The organism is Pedobacter aquatilis, assembly GCF_032678425.1.
GTDB classification, from domain to species: Bacteria; Bacteroidota; Bacteroidia; order Sphingobacteriales; family Sphingobacteriaceae; genus Pedobacter; species Pedobacter aquatilis_B.
On record NZ_JAVTSG010000001.1, the window covers coordinates 1,397,777 to 1,414,681 of the forward strand.

At 39.9% G+C, this 16,905-nt stretch carries 21 protein-coding genes and 1 tRNA gene; 9 read left to right on the forward strand and 13 right to left on the reverse strand.

The window, feature by feature from the left end:
* The first annotated feature begins 15 nt into the window (after nucleotides 1-15).
* Nucleotides 16-1,509 carry a RagB/SusD family nutrient uptake outer membrane protein gene (locus tag R2Q16_RS05925; protein ID WP_316735740.1) on the forward strand — a complete coding sequence of 498 codons (1,494 nt, stop codon included), beginning with the start codon at nucleotides 16-18 and terminating at the stop codon, nucleotides 1,507-1,509.
* A gap of 94 nt (nucleotides 1,510-1,603) precedes the next feature.
* Here the strand turns inward: R2Q16_RS05925 and R2Q16_RS05930 are convergent, their stop codons facing one another.
* From R2Q16_RS05930 to R2Q16_RS05940, 3 genes are read right to left on the reverse strand one after another with little or no spacing between them, the layout of a single operon-like run.
* Nucleotides 1,604-2,278, reverse strand: coding sequence for a hypothetical protein (locus tag R2Q16_RS05930; protein ID WP_316735741.1), 675 nt, complete (start codon nucleotides 2,276-2,278; stop codon nucleotides 1,604-1,606).
* Nucleotides 2,279-2,334: 56 nt separating this feature from the next.
* Nucleotides 2,335-2,742 carry a DoxX family protein gene (locus tag R2Q16_RS05935; RefSeq protein ID WP_316735743.1) on the reverse strand — a complete coding sequence of 136 codons (408 nt, stop codon included), beginning with the start codon at nucleotides 2,740-2,742 and terminating at the stop codon, nucleotides 2,335-2,337.
* Nucleotide 2,743: 1 nt separating this feature from the next.
* On the reverse strand, nucleotides 2,744-3,643 hold the full coding sequence (locus R2Q16_RS05940; protein WP_316735745.1) for an LD-carboxypeptidase: 900 nt from the start codon (nucleotides 3,641-3,643) through the stop codon (nucleotides 2,744-2,746).
* 39 nt (nucleotides 3,644-3,682) lie between these two features.
* On the opposite strand from R2Q16_RS05940, the gene metG reads away from it, so the two are divergent.
* The 3 genes from metG to R2Q16_RS05955 all read left to right on the forward strand — a co-directional run bounded on the left by metG (nucleotide 3,683) and on the right by R2Q16_RS05955 (nucleotide 6,259).
* A complete protein-coding gene (gene metG / locus R2Q16_RS05945) occupies nucleotides 3,683-5,788 on the forward strand; it encodes a methionine--tRNA ligase (protein ID WP_316735746.1) in 2,106 nt (701 codons plus the stop codon).
* Between the two features lie 153 nt (nucleotides 5,789-5,941).
* A complete protein-coding gene (locus R2Q16_RS05950; RefSeq protein WP_316735748.1) occupies nucleotides 5,942-6,181 on the forward strand; it encodes a GIY-YIG nuclease family protein in 240 nt (79 codons plus the stop codon).
* 6 nt (nucleotides 6,182-6,187) lie between these two features.
* Nucleotides 6,188-6,259, forward strand: a tRNA-Arg gene (locus tag R2Q16_RS05955).
* A 61-nt stretch (nucleotides 6,260-6,320) separates the two neighbouring features.
* Here R2Q16_RS05955 and R2Q16_RS05960 read toward each other — a convergent pair.
* Nucleotides 6,321-7,394 carry a metallophosphoesterase gene (locus R2Q16_RS05960; protein ID WP_316735749.1) on the reverse strand — a complete coding sequence of 358 codons (1,074 nt, stop codon included), beginning with the start codon at nucleotides 7,392-7,394 and terminating at the stop codon, nucleotides 6,321-6,323.
* Between the two features lie 60 nt (nucleotides 7,395-7,454).
* Entirely contained in the window at nucleotides 7,455-8,327 is an 873-nt protein-coding gene (locus R2Q16_RS05965) for a DMT family transporter (protein ID WP_316735750.1), read from the reverse strand.
* A 573-nt stretch (nucleotides 8,328-8,900) separates the two neighbouring features.
* Here R2Q16_RS05965 and R2Q16_RS05970 point away from each other — a divergent pair.
* Entirely contained in the window at nucleotides 8,901-9,128 is a 228-nt protein-coding gene (locus R2Q16_RS05970) for a hypothetical protein (protein WP_316735751.1), read from the forward strand.
* Nucleotides 9,129-9,499: 371 nt separating this feature from the next.
* Here R2Q16_RS05970 and R2Q16_RS05975 read toward each other — a convergent pair whose 3' ends face one another.
* The 5 genes from R2Q16_RS05975 to R2Q16_RS05995 all read right to left on the reverse strand — a co-directional run bounded on the left by R2Q16_RS05975 (nucleotide 9,500) and on the right by R2Q16_RS05995 (nucleotide 13,254).
* On the reverse strand, nucleotides 9,500-10,111 hold the full coding sequence (locus R2Q16_RS05975; protein ID WP_316735753.1) for a peptidoglycan-binding protein: 612 nt from the start codon (nucleotides 10,109-10,111) through the stop codon (nucleotides 9,500-9,502).
* Nucleotides 10,030-10,353: a hypothetical protein gene (locus R2Q16_RS05980; RefSeq protein ID WP_316735755.1), complete on the reverse strand. Its 324-nt coding sequence runs from the start codon at nucleotides 10,351-10,353 to the stop codon at nucleotides 10,030-10,032. Before R2Q16_RS05980 ends, R2Q16_RS05975 begins: the two co-directional genes overlap by 82 nt.
* A gap of 97 nt (nucleotides 10,354-10,450) precedes the next feature.
* Nucleotides 10,451-11,095, reverse strand: a complete 645-nt coding sequence (locus R2Q16_RS05985) for a DUF6266 family protein (RefSeq protein WP_316735756.1) — start codon at nucleotides 11,093-11,095, stop codon at nucleotides 10,451-10,453.
* Nucleotides 11,096-11,161: 66 nt separating this feature from the next.
* Nucleotides 11,162-11,803 (reverse strand): DUF6266 family protein, encoded by a 642-nt coding sequence (locus R2Q16_RS05990; protein ID WP_316735757.1) that lies wholly within the window; start codon nucleotides 11,801-11,803, stop codon nucleotides 11,162-11,164.
* A gap of 377 nt (nucleotides 11,804-12,180) precedes the next feature.
* Complete coding sequence (locus R2Q16_RS05995) at nucleotides 12,181-13,254, reverse strand: histidine kinase (RefSeq protein ID WP_316735758.1); 1,074 nt, start codon at nucleotides 13,252-13,254, stop codon at nucleotides 12,181-12,183.
* A gap of 68 nt (nucleotides 13,255-13,322) precedes the next feature.
* Between R2Q16_RS05995 and R2Q16_RS06000 the strand changes: the two genes are divergently transcribed.
* Nucleotides 13,323-13,448, forward strand: coding sequence for a hypothetical protein (locus R2Q16_RS06000; protein WP_316735760.1), 126 nt, complete (start codon nucleotides 13,323-13,325; stop codon nucleotides 13,446-13,448).
* A 31-nt stretch (nucleotides 13,449-13,479) separates the two neighbouring features.
* On the opposite strand, the gene R2Q16_RS06005 is transcribed toward R2Q16_RS06000, so the two are convergent.
* Nucleotides 13,480-14,220, reverse strand: a complete 741-nt coding sequence (locus tag R2Q16_RS06005) for a response regulator transcription factor (protein ID WP_316735761.1) — start codon at nucleotides 14,218-14,220, stop codon at nucleotides 13,480-13,482.
* A 221-nt stretch (nucleotides 14,221-14,441) separates the two neighbouring features.
* Nucleotides 14,442-14,684 (reverse strand): helix-turn-helix domain-containing protein, encoded by a 243-nt coding sequence (locus tag R2Q16_RS06010; RefSeq protein WP_316735763.1) that lies wholly within the window; start codon nucleotides 14,682-14,684, stop codon nucleotides 14,442-14,444.
* Nucleotides 14,685-14,778: 94 nt separating this feature from the next.
* On the opposite strand from R2Q16_RS06010, the gene R2Q16_RS06015 reads away from it, so the two are divergent.
* The 3 genes from R2Q16_RS06015 (at nucleotide 14,779) to R2Q16_RS06025 (ending at nucleotide 16,215) form a co-directional block, all read left to right on the forward strand.
* Nucleotides 14,779-15,360, forward strand: a complete 582-nt coding sequence (locus R2Q16_RS06015) for a Crp/Fnr family transcriptional regulator (protein WP_316735764.1) — start codon at nucleotides 14,779-14,781, stop codon at nucleotides 15,358-15,360.
* An 82-nt stretch (nucleotides 15,361-15,442) separates the two neighbouring features.
* A complete protein-coding gene (locus R2Q16_RS06020; RefSeq protein ID WP_316735765.1) occupies nucleotides 15,443-15,646 on the forward strand; it encodes an HTH domain-containing protein in 204 nt (67 codons plus the stop codon).
* 227 nt (nucleotides 15,647-15,873) lie between these two features.
* A complete protein-coding gene (locus R2Q16_RS06025) occupies nucleotides 15,874-16,215 on the forward strand; it encodes a hypothetical protein (protein WP_316735767.1) in 342 nt (113 codons plus the stop codon).
* A 58-nt stretch (nucleotides 16,216-16,273) separates the two neighbouring features.
* On the opposite strand, the gene R2Q16_RS06030 is transcribed toward R2Q16_RS06025, so the two are convergent.
* Nucleotides 16,274-16,905: RagB/SusD family nutrient uptake outer membrane protein (locus R2Q16_RS06030; protein WP_316735769.1), on the reverse strand; the 632-nt coding region annotated here is incomplete at its 5' end.

Below are 16,905 nucleotides of genomic sequence, written 5' to 3' on the forward strand. Positions count from 1 at the left end.
TTAAATATTAATTAAATGAAAAGATACATAAAATCATATAAGTTACAATTAGTAAAAGTAGCTATTGTAGCGATTCCTTTAATCACAGGTATCACATCCTGCAAAAAGGAAACCTTGCAAATCGCACCAGAATTATCTCTTTCTGATGTGAATGCTTATGAAACGCCTGCCCGTATTGAGGCGCTTGTTGCAGGCTTGTACGGAACGGCTAAAAACGGTGCATTATTTGGCGGTCGCTACCAGGCTTATAATGACATCAGAGCAGAAGAATTTATCAACAGAACGTCTAACGGTGTAACCGGTTCAACGGTTTACAACTCGACCAATAATAATGGCGATACTTATGTTGGTAACTTCTGGAGCCAGGGATATTTGACAATTAACCGTGTAAATGTTTTTCTTGATGGTTTGGAAATCAATAAAGCAAAGTTAACCACTGCGCAATATGATCAGTTCGCATCAGAAGCAAAATTTTTACGTGGTTTAACTTACTTCAGCTTAGTACAAATTTTCGCTAAGCCTTACGTATTAAATAACGGTACTTCAAGAGGTTTACCATTGCGTTTACTTCCGGAGTTAGGTGCAGCAAATAACAGATTAAGAAGCAGTACAGTTGCCGAAATCTATGCACAAGTATTAAAAGATTTAGATGCTGCTGAAACTGGCTTACCAAACACGTATTCTACTGCATTGCTTCGTACAACAAGAGCACATAAAAATACGGCTATTGCTTTAAAAACCCGTGTGTATTTAACTATGGGTAACTATGCAAAAGTTATTGAAGAAGGTAATAAAATTGTGCCTTTAACTGGTCCTTTCACTACAAGTGTTCGTGCACCTCATGCTTTGGCGCCAACTTTAAGAGCTGTATTTACAGCGCCATACACAACTTCTGAATCTATCTTCTCTTTTCCTTTTGCGGATACAAACGCTCCTGGAACGCAGAACCAGTTAGGTTACTATTTCAGTTGGGATGGCGGCGGTAACTTGGAGTATGCTTTAAATACTTCAACAGGTACTTACGCAGGTATCTTTACCGACCCTATCTGGCCAGCTACAGATGCTAGAAAAACAGGTTTAATTTCAACTGCTGTAATTAGTGGAACTACTTATACGTATCCAACTAAACATAGTGCAGTTAGTCCATTCCTGGATTATGTTACCATGATCAGATATGCTGAAGTTTTATTAAACGTTGCAGAAGCTGAAGCTTTAAGCACAGGTGGTAATTTAGTTCGTTCAAGAGCATTATTGGACGCTGTTCGTAAACGTTCTGATGCAACATATGATTTTGGTGTATTGGCAACCGGAACTGCACTTTCAACTGCAATCCTTAAAGAAAGAAGAATTGAGTTGTTAATGGAAGGATTCAGATTCAATGATATCGCCAGAAAAAATCTACCACTTATGTCGTATGGTGCAAATGCAACTATTCCGGTATCTGATGTTAGATATGTATTCCCGATTCCAGCTCAGGAAATTATAAGTAATCCAGAAGCTGATTATTAATCGTAAAGCATAATCATAATAACAAAAAAGCCTTTCAAATTTATTTGAAAGGCTTTTTTTTTGAATACTATTTTTGAAATAGCTAATACTCCTGCTAAGAACCAGTTAAAGAATTATAATAATCAAGTAATGCTTTAACATCATCATCACTTTTGAAACTAAGTTTCTTGTCTTTAATAAACTCGGTTAATGCGTCCTTTTTATCTGATAAGGCATTCAGCAAATCCTTCTTATCTTTTTTAATCTTCTCGATTTTACCGTCCTTTAAAAGAAAATACTGCTCACCATTCACAACCGTTTTCTGCACTTTAGCAGCGCCGTATGGCGTATTCTCCACAATAGATTTAACAGGCTTTTTTAAGGCCAAAACTTTCCCGCTATTCAACACCATATAATAACTTTTGTCCGTATAACTGCCAAAAGCAGGAAACCCATTTCTAAAAATATCTAGTTGAGCAGGGCTGGTAGATTTAATGATCTGAAACTCCCTTACCGGAAATTTAAAATCCATCTCCTGACCATTTTTTAAGAAAATTAACTTATCAGTGAATACATTATAGTTAAGCTCCATGTTATTATAATAGGTGCTATCTGCCTGCAAAACATGGCCCTTAACAAAATCCTTATACAGGTATTCGCTACCAATAAATGTTTTTTCGGGCTTTGTCCCTACAGGTGTACCAACTATATCTTGTGAAATGGTAAATTGAGCCTGAGCGCCATATAACGTTAGGCTCAAAATCGATGCTAAAAAAATGGTCTTTTTCATCTTATTAATTTATATATCTAAATTTAAATATATATGGCAAACCATCAAAATTTTAACTACTTCTTATCCACACTATATTTACCTGGGCCGATAAAGATCAGGCTAAAAAATACAATGCCCAATTCTATTGCATGGCTCGCTCCCTGTAAACCATCGCCCTTGGCAAAATGAACCAATGCCGCAATAATCATCGTAAACACCAGTAGCATACAAGCGGGGCGGTAAAACAGCCCAACCACCAATAGAAAGCCACCAAAGGTTTCAGCAACCGCTGCCATCAAACCCCAAAATACAGGGAAGAAATCAACACCAATAACCTTCATACTGCCACCTAAGCCTTCCCATCCTTGAGGCCCACCGGCAAGCTTTGGAAAACCATGAATAATAAACATTATCCCAATCCCTATTCTCAGTAACAATAAACCCGTGTTGCGGTACTTTCCTAAATTATCTAAAATTGCCATGTTATATATATTTAAATTCTACGTGATTTGTTTCTATTTTTAAACGTACTTCAGCCCCCAAAACCATCGTTAGGTTATCATCAATATGCCCGGTAGGGAAATTAAAACAAACCGGATAATCATAATCCTTCACAATATCCCAGATAACCTCATCGGCTGATTGTCCGAAAGGAATTTTCTCCTCCTCAATTTCGTTAAAGGCACCAATAATCAAGCCTTTAAGCTTAGCCAGTTTACCTGCTCTTTTAAGCATTCTCAGCATCCTGTCTATCGAAAACTCATACTCCCCAACATCTTCCAGAAATAATATTTTCCCATCATAATCCATTTCCGAAACCGAACTTTGTAACATGCAAAGTAAGGTCAGGTTCCCGCCGATTAAAGTACCGGTACAAGTGCCCGCTTTGTTCGGATAGGTACTGTCGTATTCGTAAGATTGCGCCTCACCAAACATCGCCTTTTTTAAAGAAAGCAGAGATTCTGGCGTGGCCTCATCAAATGTATAGGGCATTTGTGCGTGCATCGATTGTACTTGCTGTTGCGTAAAAAGATGCGAAAGCAGAACGGTAATGTCGCTAAACCCGATTATCCACTTCGGGCTTTCCTCAAAACGGGTAAAATCCAGTTCATCAATAATTCGAATGGTGCCGTAACCACCTCTGCCTGCAATTATCGCTTTAATCTCTGTATCATCCAGAAATTGCTGTATATCGGCGGCACGTAATTCATCCGTTCCGGCAAACTGGTTCGATGTTGCATAAACACTCTTACCAATGACCACTTCGAGGCCCCAACTGCGCAATACAGCTATGGCATAGTCTATTGGTTTTGGCAATTTCTTCGCCGGACAAACAATGGCAATCTTATCACCTTTTTTTAAATATGGGGGCTGCTTTATCATGTTCAAAACACTTATCTTTGCCAAAATAAATAATTTGTTTTGGATAATAATAAAATAAAAAGATATACGGTTACGGCGGCACTCCCTTACACCAACGGACCCGTTCATATAGGCCACTTAGCGGGGGTTTACATTCCGGCTGATATTTATGCAAGATACCTGCGTGCTAATAAAAGAGATGTAAAGTTTGTTTGCGGTTCTGATGAAAATGGTGTGCCAATTACGCTAAAAGCTAAAAGAGAAGGCATTACCCCACAGGAAGTAGTAGATAAATACCATAAAATTATCGGCGATTCCTTTAAAGAATTTGGGGTTTCCTTTGATATTTACCACCGTACCTCGTCTTTAACACACCACCAAACAGCGGCCGATTTCTTTGAAACCCTTTACGATAAAGGGGTATTTACTGAAGAAGTAACCGAGCAATATTATGATGAAACTGCTAAGCAGTTTTTAGCCGATAGGTACATTACCGGTACTTGCCCTAACTGTGGAAACGAAAATGCATATGGCGACCAATGCGAAAACTGCGGAACAACGCTTAATGCAACCGATTTAATTAACCCAAAATCTACCCTTTCGGGCGATAAACCTGTTTTAAGGGAAACCAAAAACTGGTTCCTGCCGCTTGATAAATACGAAGGCCGCTTAAGGGAATACATCGAAAGCCATAAAGAATGGCGACCAAATGTGTATGGCCAATGCCAAAGCTGGTTAAACGCAGGCTTACACCCCCGTGCCATGACCCGCGATTTAGACTGGGGCATCCGTGTTCCGGTTCGTGGTGCCGAAGGCAAGGTTTTATATGTATGGTTCGATGCGCCAATCGGTTACATCTCGGCCACTAAAGAACTTTGTAATTACGCAAAGCTCGATGTCTGGAATCCAAAGGCTGAAGAATATTACATTAACAATTACGAAAGCGATAAATGCGGATGGGAAGAATACTGGAAAAGCGATGAAACTAAACTGGTTCACTTTATCGGTAAGGATAATATCGTATTCCACTGCATCATTTTCCCGGCAATGTTAATGGCGCATGGCGAATATACCTTAGCCGATAATGTACCTGCGAATGAGTTTTTAAACCTTGAAGGGCAAAAAATCTCTACTTCAAAAAACTGGGCCGTATGGTTAAACGAATATTTAAGAGAATTTGAAGGCAAGCAAGATGTTTTGCGTTATGTATTAACCGCAACAGCTCCAGAAACCAAGGATAATGATTTTACCTGGAAAGATTTTCAGGCCAGAAATAACAACGAACTGGTAGCAGTTTTAGGCAACTTTGTAAACCGGGTTACGGTACTTACGCATAAATATTTCAATGGTATTGTGCCAACCTTAATGCAGGTAACAGAGCAAGACCAGGCCGTAATCGATGAATTGGCGACCTTCCCGGCGAAGATATCTGCATCTATCGAAAACTATCGTTTTAGAGAGGCATTATCAGAAGTAATGAATGTAGCTCGCCTGGGTAATAAATACCTGGCCGAAACTGAACCCTGGAAACTGATTAAGACAGATGAAGACAGGGTGCGTACCATTCTAAATATCTCCCTACAGATTTGTGCAAACCTGCAGATTTTAATTGAACCATTTATGCCTTTCACAGCCGAAAAGCTGATGAAAATGTTAAATAACGGGCGCCAGGAATGGGCAGAAGCAGGAACTACAACTTTAATTAAACGCGGACATACCATCAGCGAGGCTGTACTTTTATTCGAAAAAATTGAAGATGCTGCAATCGATTTCCAGATTGAAAAATTAAACCAAAGCAAAACGGCAAACGCTGCACCGGCACAAGCTCTACCAGCAAAAGAAAACATCCAGTTTGATGATTTCTCTAAAATGGATATCCGTGTAGCCACCATCATCGCTGCCCAAAAGGTAGAGAAAACTAAAAAGCTTTTGAAGCTTACCGTAAATACTGGCATTGATGAGCGTACGGTCGTATCAGGCATTGCCGAATATTATAAACCTGAAGATATCGTTGGCAAACAGGTAAGCATGATTGTGAACTTGGCCCCAAGAGAAATCAAAGGAATTTTATCACAAGGCATGATTTTAATGGCTGAAAATTCAGATGGAAAACTTACTTTTGTCGCACCTGCCGAGCAATTTCAGGAAGGTAGCGTAGTACGCTAAAGAATTTTAGATTTACGATTTTAGCTCCCAAAATCTAAAATCGTAAATCTAAAATCGTAAATCGGCTTGGCCCCGTAGTTCAACGGATACTTGCCTATCTTTGGTAGGGAATACCTACCTGCGGCAGGCAGGGAAGTTTCCTAAACTTTAGATATGGATATTTTTTATGTTTATGCAATAAAGAGTGAAATAGATGGGCGAATATATGTTGGCTTTTCATCGGATGTAGAAAAGCGGTTACATGAGCATAATGCTGGTAAAACAAAGTCTACAAAGGGATATAAGCCTTGGGTTTTAATTTATACAGAGCAGGTTACAGGCAGAATTGCTGCAAGGGATAAAGAAAAGTATTACAAGTCTGGGAAAGGTAAAGAATTTTTAAAATCTTTGTAATATAATGGCCCCGTAGTTCAACGGATAGAATAGAAGTTTCCTAAACTTTAGATAGCAGTTCGATTCTGCTCGGGGCTACAAACAACAGCCAGTAGGATTTACTACTGGCTGTTTTGGTTTCACAAATTTAAAGCTCCACTTACTCTGTGGATAAGCCCAAAGCCTCTTGCTTGCCCTTATCATCAACCACAAAAGCTTGCTTGCCAATAAATAATACAGCTTTATGGTTAGCCTTGTGCTGGTTTACATCAATACCGATTACCTTGCCCCCATAATAACCTGAAATGTTTTGTTCGGTAATGGTATGGCCGACAACAATTTGCTTCACCTTAAATTTTGAAAGTGTACTGTCAACGGTGTTCACGCTAACCTGCTCTTTTCCAAAATAGCCCCTGTACCAAAAAGGTCCGCTGCTTTTAAATAATAGCGTTCCTTCCTTGTTAAGTGCTTTTGTCGGAACACCATAATACAACCGGCATTTTTGATTTAATTCATTAAGGCTAAGTTGCTGTGCGTTAATCTCCGGCGAAATGCCTCCATGTAAGAAAATTCTATCTCCAATCTTCTCCACTGCATTTTTGCTTCTTAGCCATTTACCCAATTCCGTATCGGCAGCTATCAAAGTACCATAATCAAGCCCCATCAGTTTAACCGAAGTCTGATATTTTGGCGCCTGGTAGCGTAAATCTCCTTCCATATTCATCACATCGTGGTTGCCCAAAAGCACATGCACAAAGCCCCCTTTCTTAATGGCATCCTGCTCCAGTTTATAGAGCAGCCAGATGTAAGGCATTACCTCTTTTCCCCTGTCGAATAAATCACCGCAAATCACTAAATGCCCTTTTCCAAAAATCCAGTTGTACTGTTCATCCATTACTTTGTTGGCAATCATTAAAGTTCTAAAAGCTTCAAACTCACCCTCAATGTCTGACAAGACTAAAAGCTTGTTAACCGCCTTATATTCTGCCGCAGGGATGCCGATGTTTTGCTGAAGCTTAAAGCTGAAATCCCACTGTGGTTTTTCGGCAAACCTAACCATTATTGGTTCTGATGGTTTCAAGGTATCCGTTTTAACCGTATTATTTAAGATGTATTTTGAGATAATCCTTTGTCCATCGCGATGGATGTAAGGGCCATCCTGATTTACTTGGGCATATGCGCTGGCGCAAGTAAGGGATATTATTAAGGCAAAGGCAGATTTTAAAACATGCATATAAATTAAATTTTATTCCTATTGACTGTATTTCTTAAAGATATAAAAAGCTGACAGGCTTTATGCAATTTTAGTCCTGGCCGATAATATACTTTGCAAAACCACCGAAGACATCACAAAACCACAGCCCACGTAAAAAGCCGCATTTACTTCCTTGCCCTCATTAAAAAACAGGAAAGCCAGTATAATGGCGTAAATTGGCTCGAGGTTAAAACTTAAATTAACCGTAAATGCAGGGATGCTTTTCAGCGATTCGGCAAATAAAACATACAGCGCAACCGTACAAAATGCAGCAAGCAACAGCAGGTAAACTAGGTCTGTAGTATTGGGCAACAAACTGTTTACCGGAAAATAATAGAGGTAAAAGGGCAGCAGTAAACCCAAACCAATTGTTCCGCCCAGCATCTGGTAATAATTAATGTTAATGCTTTCATAATGCTGCACCAGCCTCTCGTTATACACCGTATATAATGCCGCAAAGGCAGAAGAAATTACCCCTAAAATTATCCCTTGCTGATAAGAGGCATCAAAATGGAAGATTAAGCTAATGCCAATCAGGGTGAGCATACTCAGCAGCAGCTGCCTGATGGAAAACCTTTTCTTGTTTACAATAGGCTCAAATAATGCGGTAAATAAACTGGTTAGGCAATAACAAACTACACCAATCGATATATTCGAATATTTGATACTGGCATAAAAGAATACCCAATGGATGGTAATGAAGAGGCCGATTTTACCAATGTTAACTTTATCTCGAAAGCTTTCTTTTAATGGCCTGCCCGAAAGTTTAAGTACGATAAATAAAATAATGGCCGAAAATAAAACGCGGTACCAAACCAAAAGGCCTTCGTTTAAGGAAATAAGTTTGCCGAAAACACCTGTAAAGCCGGCTAATATTATTGCAACATGCAATAATAGATATGATCTTTTCATCAGAATGATCTTATATTTTAATTGTAAATGAATTTTAGAATTTCAGGCAGCACAGAAAACACGGCTTGTTCCTTTAGCGAGCCATAGTTACGCAAAGGGGTAATTATGGAGTTGGAGGCGAGATGTGAAGATTTCTTTTCATCAGTTCAAATATAATTAAAGTTTAAACTCAAGCAAGTACGTCATGCTGAATTTATTTCAGCAGCTCTTAGTAATTTCCTCTTCAAGCCTTGCCTCTGCTCACCGCTCCCGAAGCGTCGGGACATGCAGCGCCGAGGGGCTCCTACCTTTTTTCAGTTTTTGTTGTAAGTTTCTTTGGTCTTCAAGCTTGCTCCGCAGGTTTCTTGATAAAAAGGTAGCCAACCTGAGCGCAGCGAAAGCATACCTACTAATAAAAAAACAACAAAAAAGGTATAACATCAAGGCTTGGATCTGTTGTCGGATAAGCCACTCGAAAATTCTATGGCAACAGCGGATTAGGTCCAATGAAAAATTGGACTGACCGCTGTTTTGGTCTTTGCGTTATCAAAGTGCCCGCAAAATTTTCAACTGCTTCTCTTTCCAACAGCTCCTATGCCAGATAGCAAAGTGCCGAACCCATTCCCCAATTCCGTCATTGCGAAGCTGGAGGTGAGCGAGCTGAAGCAATCTTTATTTATTCAACACCACTTTCTACCGCATCTTTTCGGCTCATCGCCGCCGAAGGGCTCCTTCTTTGTTCTTGATAACAAAGAAGCAAAAAATCAAGGCTTGCATCCTTTGTCGCATAAAGCTAAGCGAATACCATTAGCGGATATTTGAGGCCAACCTTTCGCACAGTTCCGCTGCGGCTGCAAATCTCCTCGGGCATTAAGTTAGTTGAAGTTTATGCATGTATTCTCTTGCTTTCTGCTTCCAAAATCTGCTATGCCAAATGCAAAGTGCCGAACCAGTTCCCATTTGATTGTCATCCTGAGCGTAGTCGAAGGACCTTCATTTGAAATGGGGTTTTTGTACGCCTCGCTATCCCCCTTTGGAGGGGGCAGGGGGAGGATTCAAACTTTGAGGGGCAAACTCCCCTCCTTATTTTCAAGGAGGGGAGCCTGTAAGGCGGGGTGGTTTTTTGTCATTTATCAAAGAGCCATTAAAATCTGGGAGGTTGGAACGCAGGCATTTAAATCACTCCAAAACCTCTACTTAATTTTATCCAACCACCGTGCATAAGTATGTATCGTTTTTTGGTGTCGCCATTTCCGGTACACACCATCACCTTCTCTGCTGCCACTTACATTTGTATTGCCTTCAATAGAAACCACCCAATCGCCAATGCAACGTTCTACAATTCCGCAATGTGCAATTCTTTTCAGTGTGGGAAAATATATGCCTAATACATCTGCAGGCTGCGGTTTAGCAGTTATCCTTTGAGCAGGGAATAAAGCAGGTGACCAGGCCGTGCGTGGTTTACTGTAACCGGATTTATTATATACCCAACTCACAAAGGCCGCGCACCAGGGGTTGCCTTTGCCTAATCCCGTGTAAGCAAGGTATTGTTCTACTCTTAACCCATCATTTTTACCTGTTAATTCCCTTACACCAATTTCTTCCGTTGCTACAGACAAAACTTTAGCCTGACTGGCAAATTGCGCTGCATTTTTTGAAGATAAAGCTAAAGGTTTTTGGGCTGCCACTACTTCTGTACCCCGGCCAATTAAACCTGAACGACCTATAGTAAAGCGGCCAAACAGCCCACTGCAGTCAATAATAACAAGGCAAACGATGCCCAGTAAAATCCCAATTTTTGCCATGTTTGTAAAGTGTTAAAGTGAAAAATCATTTCTGTTAAACCGACTAAGCCAAGCCTGTCCCAAAATCTTTTAAGCAGCCACCAGCAGCCAGATACAATGCTTGTAAAACATATAAGTGCAAGCAGGAGCAACTGCCAGATTCCGGAGTCGATGAGGCCGGTGGTTGGTTGCAAATGTTGTAAAAGATTGGGGAGTGTTAACCAACTCAGCAAAAGGCTAATCGCTGTTAATAGTTTTTCCATCCATTGATAATTCAGGGGTATTAAGTTTTTTCTAAATGTTAGTGTTTTCATAATCTTGTTAAATAATGACCGCATTTATGCGCCGTTAATGAAATTTTTAAATGATTTTAATTAGGCCAATGAATGTGCTATCAGATACTGCACTTTCATCAACAGCAAAAAAAGCTGCATGAACATAAACCTCAGTATCCTTAAAATGTAAAGGCAAACTGAATGCAGCCTGACCATCTATTCTTTTAGCTACGTCGAGATTGTACATGGCTTGCCCCATTTCAGGATTGCAGATTAATAGAACCAGCTGCTCATCAGGTCGGCAATCCTCATAACTGTCATCCACAAACCAGTTTAAGGTTAAGTGCTGGCCTTCTACCGGTTGTATGTTTTTTACAATGGGCTTTCCCAATTTTCCTTTACTGAAACAGATGTTTTCATAATCTATTTCCAAAGCAGAGGAGCTGTCCTGCACAACATTCTTCAAGCAATTAGCTACAGCAATTGCCCACCATTTGTGTCTTGTTTCATCATCGCCACCAAATCCAATTCTAACCAGCGGACGTATCATTTTTAAAAATTGATTCGCTAATGCGAACTTCTCTCTTTGAATTAATTGCATAGGTGTGGGTGCGTTTTTACGTGGGCGGGGAGCCGCTTTTATGTAGAATTTCCCTTTTCTCTTATACCCAACTATATTGCCTACTTTACCGGTAAAGCCTCCGAACAGGCCATTTTTTAAGATTGCCATAATTTATTTGATTTAAGATTTGCTGCCCCGCCAGCCATTAAAGCAATTGGGGCAGCATAATCAGGGTTAAAGAATAGTGATTTCGCCTAAGTAAATACTGGTTGATACAATACTGCCATTGGCAGCAAAAAATGCCATCCAGGCATGTACAGCCGTGCCAACAAAATTTGCCGGGACACGCATCGATGCCATTAGTGAACTCCTTGCAGCTACCTGATCGGCATACATATACTCTTTTGTTACGGGGTTGTAAATCAATATCGTTGCCATATCGGTTGCATTGGCAAAGCTTGAAGTCGAATTATCTTCCCAATTTATAGTTAACTGCTGCCTTGCATCGGGTGTCGCCACTGGTAACCATGGTCCAAGTAATTCGCCCCTGCTAAATAGCACCTTGCTGTAGTCGATGGCAAAGTCGGGACTTATGCCTGTAACCGATTCTTTAAGGTGATATGCAATTGCTGCATTTAGCGGGGTTACATTGCCGGATGTAGATTGGTAACCCAGTCTAATCAAAGGCGCAATCGGTTTAATGAATGCATTTACCAGTGCAAACCTGATGCGTTGATCTAATTGTGCCTGTGTAGGCGTTTTGGTTGATGATTTTGGTAAGCTGCGCATGTAATCCACACCTTTCCAGGTGCTGCCAATCACTGTTCCAACTTTACCAGAGAATACGCCAAGTATTCCTTTCTTGTACGTTGCCATAATTTTAAATCTTAAATGGTGAAAAAAATTAATTTGTTAAAAACGCTGCGCAGCATTATGAAACGAATGTAGAGGCTAAAAACACATCTTCCTAATTTTTAGAGGGTTGTGGCTGGATTTGGCAGAATTTGGCTGGATTTGGCCGGTCGTTCTCAAGAAAAAATCTAACAAAAAACTCAAAATTTATAAGAAAGTGGTGGCTGTGTGAAAGCCTGGTTCCGCAACAAGTGACAACTATAGAAAAATTTATAAAAAGGATGCACTTTGTTCGGAGCTCCTTCGAAGCTTGTTCGAAAAAAGTACCTGTTTTTCGAAGAAGTCTCGAACAAGGTCCCTACAAGGTGCAATAAAGCACCCCCGAAGCGGCATTAAAATTTTTAAAGATTTACAGCAATCTGAAGCGTACAAAAACCGGCCTTTTCTACAAGCGCCCAATTGGCTTTACCGGCGTAAAAATCCAGTAGCTGATTTTTGAATGGCTGCAGGTCTTCCTCCAGTCGGTTTTCAGCAATTGAGGCTGCTAAATTGTTGAATACCATATCAATTTTATCGGATTGAATATTGATGCTTAAAGATGCCTGACAATGGCCCTGCAAACTTACAATGGTGTTGGCAAGCGGTGTCAAAAACATGGGGCAAATGGATACCTGATGCAGTTGTTCCTCGTTTTTAACTTCAATATCAAAAGTAAATTTCTCCGTGGCCGCACGCAAAGCCATCACTATCCTTAGTTGTTTAATTTCTTCACTCAATAGTACCTCTTTTGCAAGCATTTCTGAGCGCAAATTATAGCGGAGCATCGCTGATAAATGAACCAGCGCTTCTGCATTTAATGGCTGTTTTAGTTCGATACCGGTATGATAATAATTTAGGGTAGAAAAAACCAGATGTGGATCAAACTGTTTGCGCCACCGGTTAAAAAACAAAGCTTCTGTTTCTGCCTTACTTTTATTTTTTTTAAGCTGTAGCCTAAAATCTGCTTCGAGCATTGCGTATCGATCATTTTTTTCCTGCACATATTTCAATGCATAAAAATAAGCTGATGCCAATACAACAAACTCAATATACCGATAGATGTGTATGGTCGCTTGTTTTAGGAAATGACCAGATTGAACGGTGGCTAAACTAACTTCGTTTGTAATTAAGCCATCAAGCAGAACTTTTATCGTGGTAAAAATCACACAGCAAATTATAATAGCTAAACTCAAACGCCAGTTAAATTTAGAAAATCGATTATAATGCCGTTCAAGTAGCCAACCCGCAAAAAGGTAGAAAAAGCAAATGTTAATGGCGTAAAGCGTCATTACTGAAAATGGCGAGGCGATTTTAACCTCCAGTTTCCAGGCAACCAATACCTCTATACCAATTAAAATACCCCACCCAATAAAATGAGGCTTATGCTTTTTAAGCCATCCAATCACAAATTTCATCCTGACAATCCACCTGCTCATCTACCTAATATTACGCTTCATCCTATATTTTTTTTGTTTTCTGCCTTCCTGTTTAAGTTCGGTTTATCATGAAGAAAACAACCCATAAATTGACTGCAAAAACAGTTTTTGTATTCAAAAAACCAGCAACTAAACAACCGGCTTTTTCAACAGACCCATCCGTAACTTTAGTTACAATTCTGGTTACCACTTAAGCCTGCTCCGGCTGGTGCCTGTTGTTGGGCATCAGCCATTTCTTAAACGATTTTGAATGTAATCCATCAGGTTTTTGCGGTAATTATCACCCATCATTACTTCAATTTTATCCTCCAGTGTGATGGTATTACCCTTGATTGCGCAGATGGCCGTAAGGCGAATAATTGTTGAACGACTGATGCGCATAAACCTTCGGTCGTTTTTAAACTGCAATTCCATTGCACTAATGGTTGCATAGCTTTCGTAAGTTTGTTTCGGTGTAAACAACTCCAGAAAATTGGTTCCTTTTTTGGTAACGATGTGGCTGATTTCAGTTCGGCGAATACGCGTCATATAGCCTTTCAATTCGTGCTTAATGTAAACACAATCATCCTCATCAGCATAGGGAATTTCGGTTGTAGTGCCCGGCTCCACACCAGTTTTTAAACGGGCAATGGCCTTATAAAAATCATTTTCGGCCAGGGGTTTTACCAAAAACTGATCAGCTGATACTTCGTAGCCCTTCACCGCATAAGTGGCATGGGCGGTTGTAAATATCAAAAACTTTACCCGCTGCCTTATCAGTTCGGCAAGCTCAATGCCATTCATGGCAGGCATGTCGATATCCAGGAATAAAATATCTACACCGCTTCTAATGCCGGCAAGGGCCTGAAGGGGATCGGTATAGGTTTTGAGCAGTTTTAAATAGGGATGTTTGTCTATTAATTTACGCAATAAATCAATGGCATGCTGTTCATCATCCACGATTACGCAATGTAATTTCTGTTCCATGGACAAACATTGTAAGGGCAGCAAAGTAAATGTTTTTATTTGAGAATAAATGCCGACTGCACCGCATTTTGCATTTTTTAGTTTTTCTTCATTTGCCAAAGGATTTCATCCCTGCAATAACGGCTTTTACCCTTATCATACGCCTATTCATCCTAATTATTTTTCACTACACCCAAAGCTTAGCACATTTCCGATCCACTAAATAAAATCATATGCCAGTACTAACCAACAATATCCAACTCGGGCAGCTTATAGTACCATTTACCCGAAAGCTGCCTGGCCACCACCAAACCATTTTTACGCATCCGATAAACCGTCCTGTCGCTAATGTTAAGCCGCTGCTTAAGCGCTGCACTATCCAGCCATACTTCTTCCTGTTCGGGTTCCCGCTGCTTTAATTCGGCGAGTATCTTAAAAAGCAATTCCAAAATCTGGTCTAGTCGTGCTAAAAATTCTTTAAACATCGTAATGGTGTAATGCGGTTAATCTTAAACGGTTAAACCAAATTTAAAAGGCAGTTGCTATGCTTAACCATTCATTAAATTAAAATAAATGTCTATGGATTTTAAACTTTTATTAAGTAGCCATCCCTATCTTAAAACCCTGCCTCAAGCCGATTTGCTGCAGTTGCAAGGCCGCATTCAATACCGCGAATTGCAACAAGGGCAACACCTGCTCATGCCCGATGAAATCTGCAAACACATTCACTTTATTGTAGACGGTTTCTTTCGGATTTACCACCTCGATAATGGTTTGGAAGCCACCATCGGCTTTGCCGGAGAAAATCAGCTCTTTACATTAATGAAAAGTTTTTTCCAACAAAAGAGAAGAAGGGAAGGCATCATCTGCGAAGTTAATGCAAAGGTTTTTAGCTTAAGTTACCACGATTTAAGAGGTCTTGAAGATGCATCAAGCGATGTAATTCAACTCGGTAAAACCGTAATGGAGCAACACATGATTAAATTACACAAACAGGTGAAAGCTTATCGCCTGGGCAATGCCACCCAAAAATACCTTTACCTCTGCAGCCAGTTTCCTAAAATTTCCCATCAGGTAAGCCAAAAGCATATTGCTTCTTATCTGGGTATTACCGAACAAACCATGAGCCTGATTAGGAAGAGCCTTTTAAGGAAAACATAATCGCTAAGGTATTTTCTTCTAAAGAAAAACTAAGCCCTGATTTCACTCTGCCCATCGAGTTTTGATTTAACCAATGAAATTCATGATGTCGATTGTATCCAGCAGGGAAAATATTGTACGGTTGCTCTACATGCTCAGGCATAATCAGGTTAGTACAACCGATAAAGTTGCTGCCAGGTTCAACTGCTCTTCACGCACCATTAAAAATTACCTCGCCAAACTCAGAAAAGATGGATACCTGATAAAGTACGATAAGGGATTAAAGCGATATGTGTTGAGGGAGTAGATAGTATCAAGTAGCAAGTATAAAGTATCAAGTATCAAGACGGTGTGTATTCGCAATGTTTGTCAGTCTGAGGATGCTCTAAAATTGTCAGTCTGAGCGGAGTCGAAGACCAATAATGAAATGACCAAATCCCAATTTTCAATCACCAATGACCAATCACTAATGCCCAATGAACCAACCAACCAAAAAACCAAATAACCAATTATTAAACATTAATTATTAAAACCATGAACTTAAAAAAATTAAGTTTAGGCCTTGTAGCCCTTGTAGGGTTCGGCCTTGTGATTACCTTAAATGCTTTTACCGCTAAAACAGAGAAAAAAGCATACAGCTACTGGCAGTTTGATTCGGGAAACGTTAGCGATATACGCGATGGCGCTAGTTACACACCTATTTCTGCACCTAGTTCTACTCCTTGTGAATCAGGTGTGGATTTACCTTGTGTTTTAAAGGTTGACGAAAGTATTGATACTGAAGCAGAGTTGAACACTTATCTTCATGATACCAATATGTTTCCAAACGCAAACAGCATCACAAATTCTGCCGTTTATAAAAAAGATGCAGAATAAGTAAAAATCAAAAGCCACGCTGCATTTCTATCCTCCATAGATTCAGCGTGGCTTAGGTTTATGGGTTTTGTGCTATTCCCGTTATTTTAACAACATCGTCTGGAATGGGTAAGGCATAACGTAAACTATTTGGCGGCAATAAAGTTAACTCTGAATTTACAGTTCTGTTCAAGACGATGCCATCTCCCTCTAAATTCCACCTCTTGATATCTCCCCATCTTAAAGTTCTAAATGCAAGTTCTTTCCTACGCTCAGCTTTAATTAACCTCAGCAATGCAGCTTGATTCAAATCCTGATAAGGTACAAATGTTCCTTTCTTATACCGGTTAAATAATAAGCCATTCAAATCAGCTAAAGCAGCATTTGATTGATTGGCTCTGGCTAAACATTCTGCCCTGTTTAACAATAATTCATCTGTAGCAATTCCATTAAACACCGATGGCCCACCTGCATAATAACCCTTAAAAATAAAAGATGCGCCACTAGCCCTAAAATAAATTGTTTTACGTAAATCATTTGCTGAGTACATATTATAAAGCTCAGGATTGATAAGGGCTCTCGCCTGAGTAGCAATAGACGGAGCCACGGCCCGGCTGTCAAATAATACCTCTGCATTCTGTTGAGCAATCGGGAAGTTTGAAGACGGATTAAGCGTGTTAAAGTCCATTAAACTATGCTCAATGTTTAATG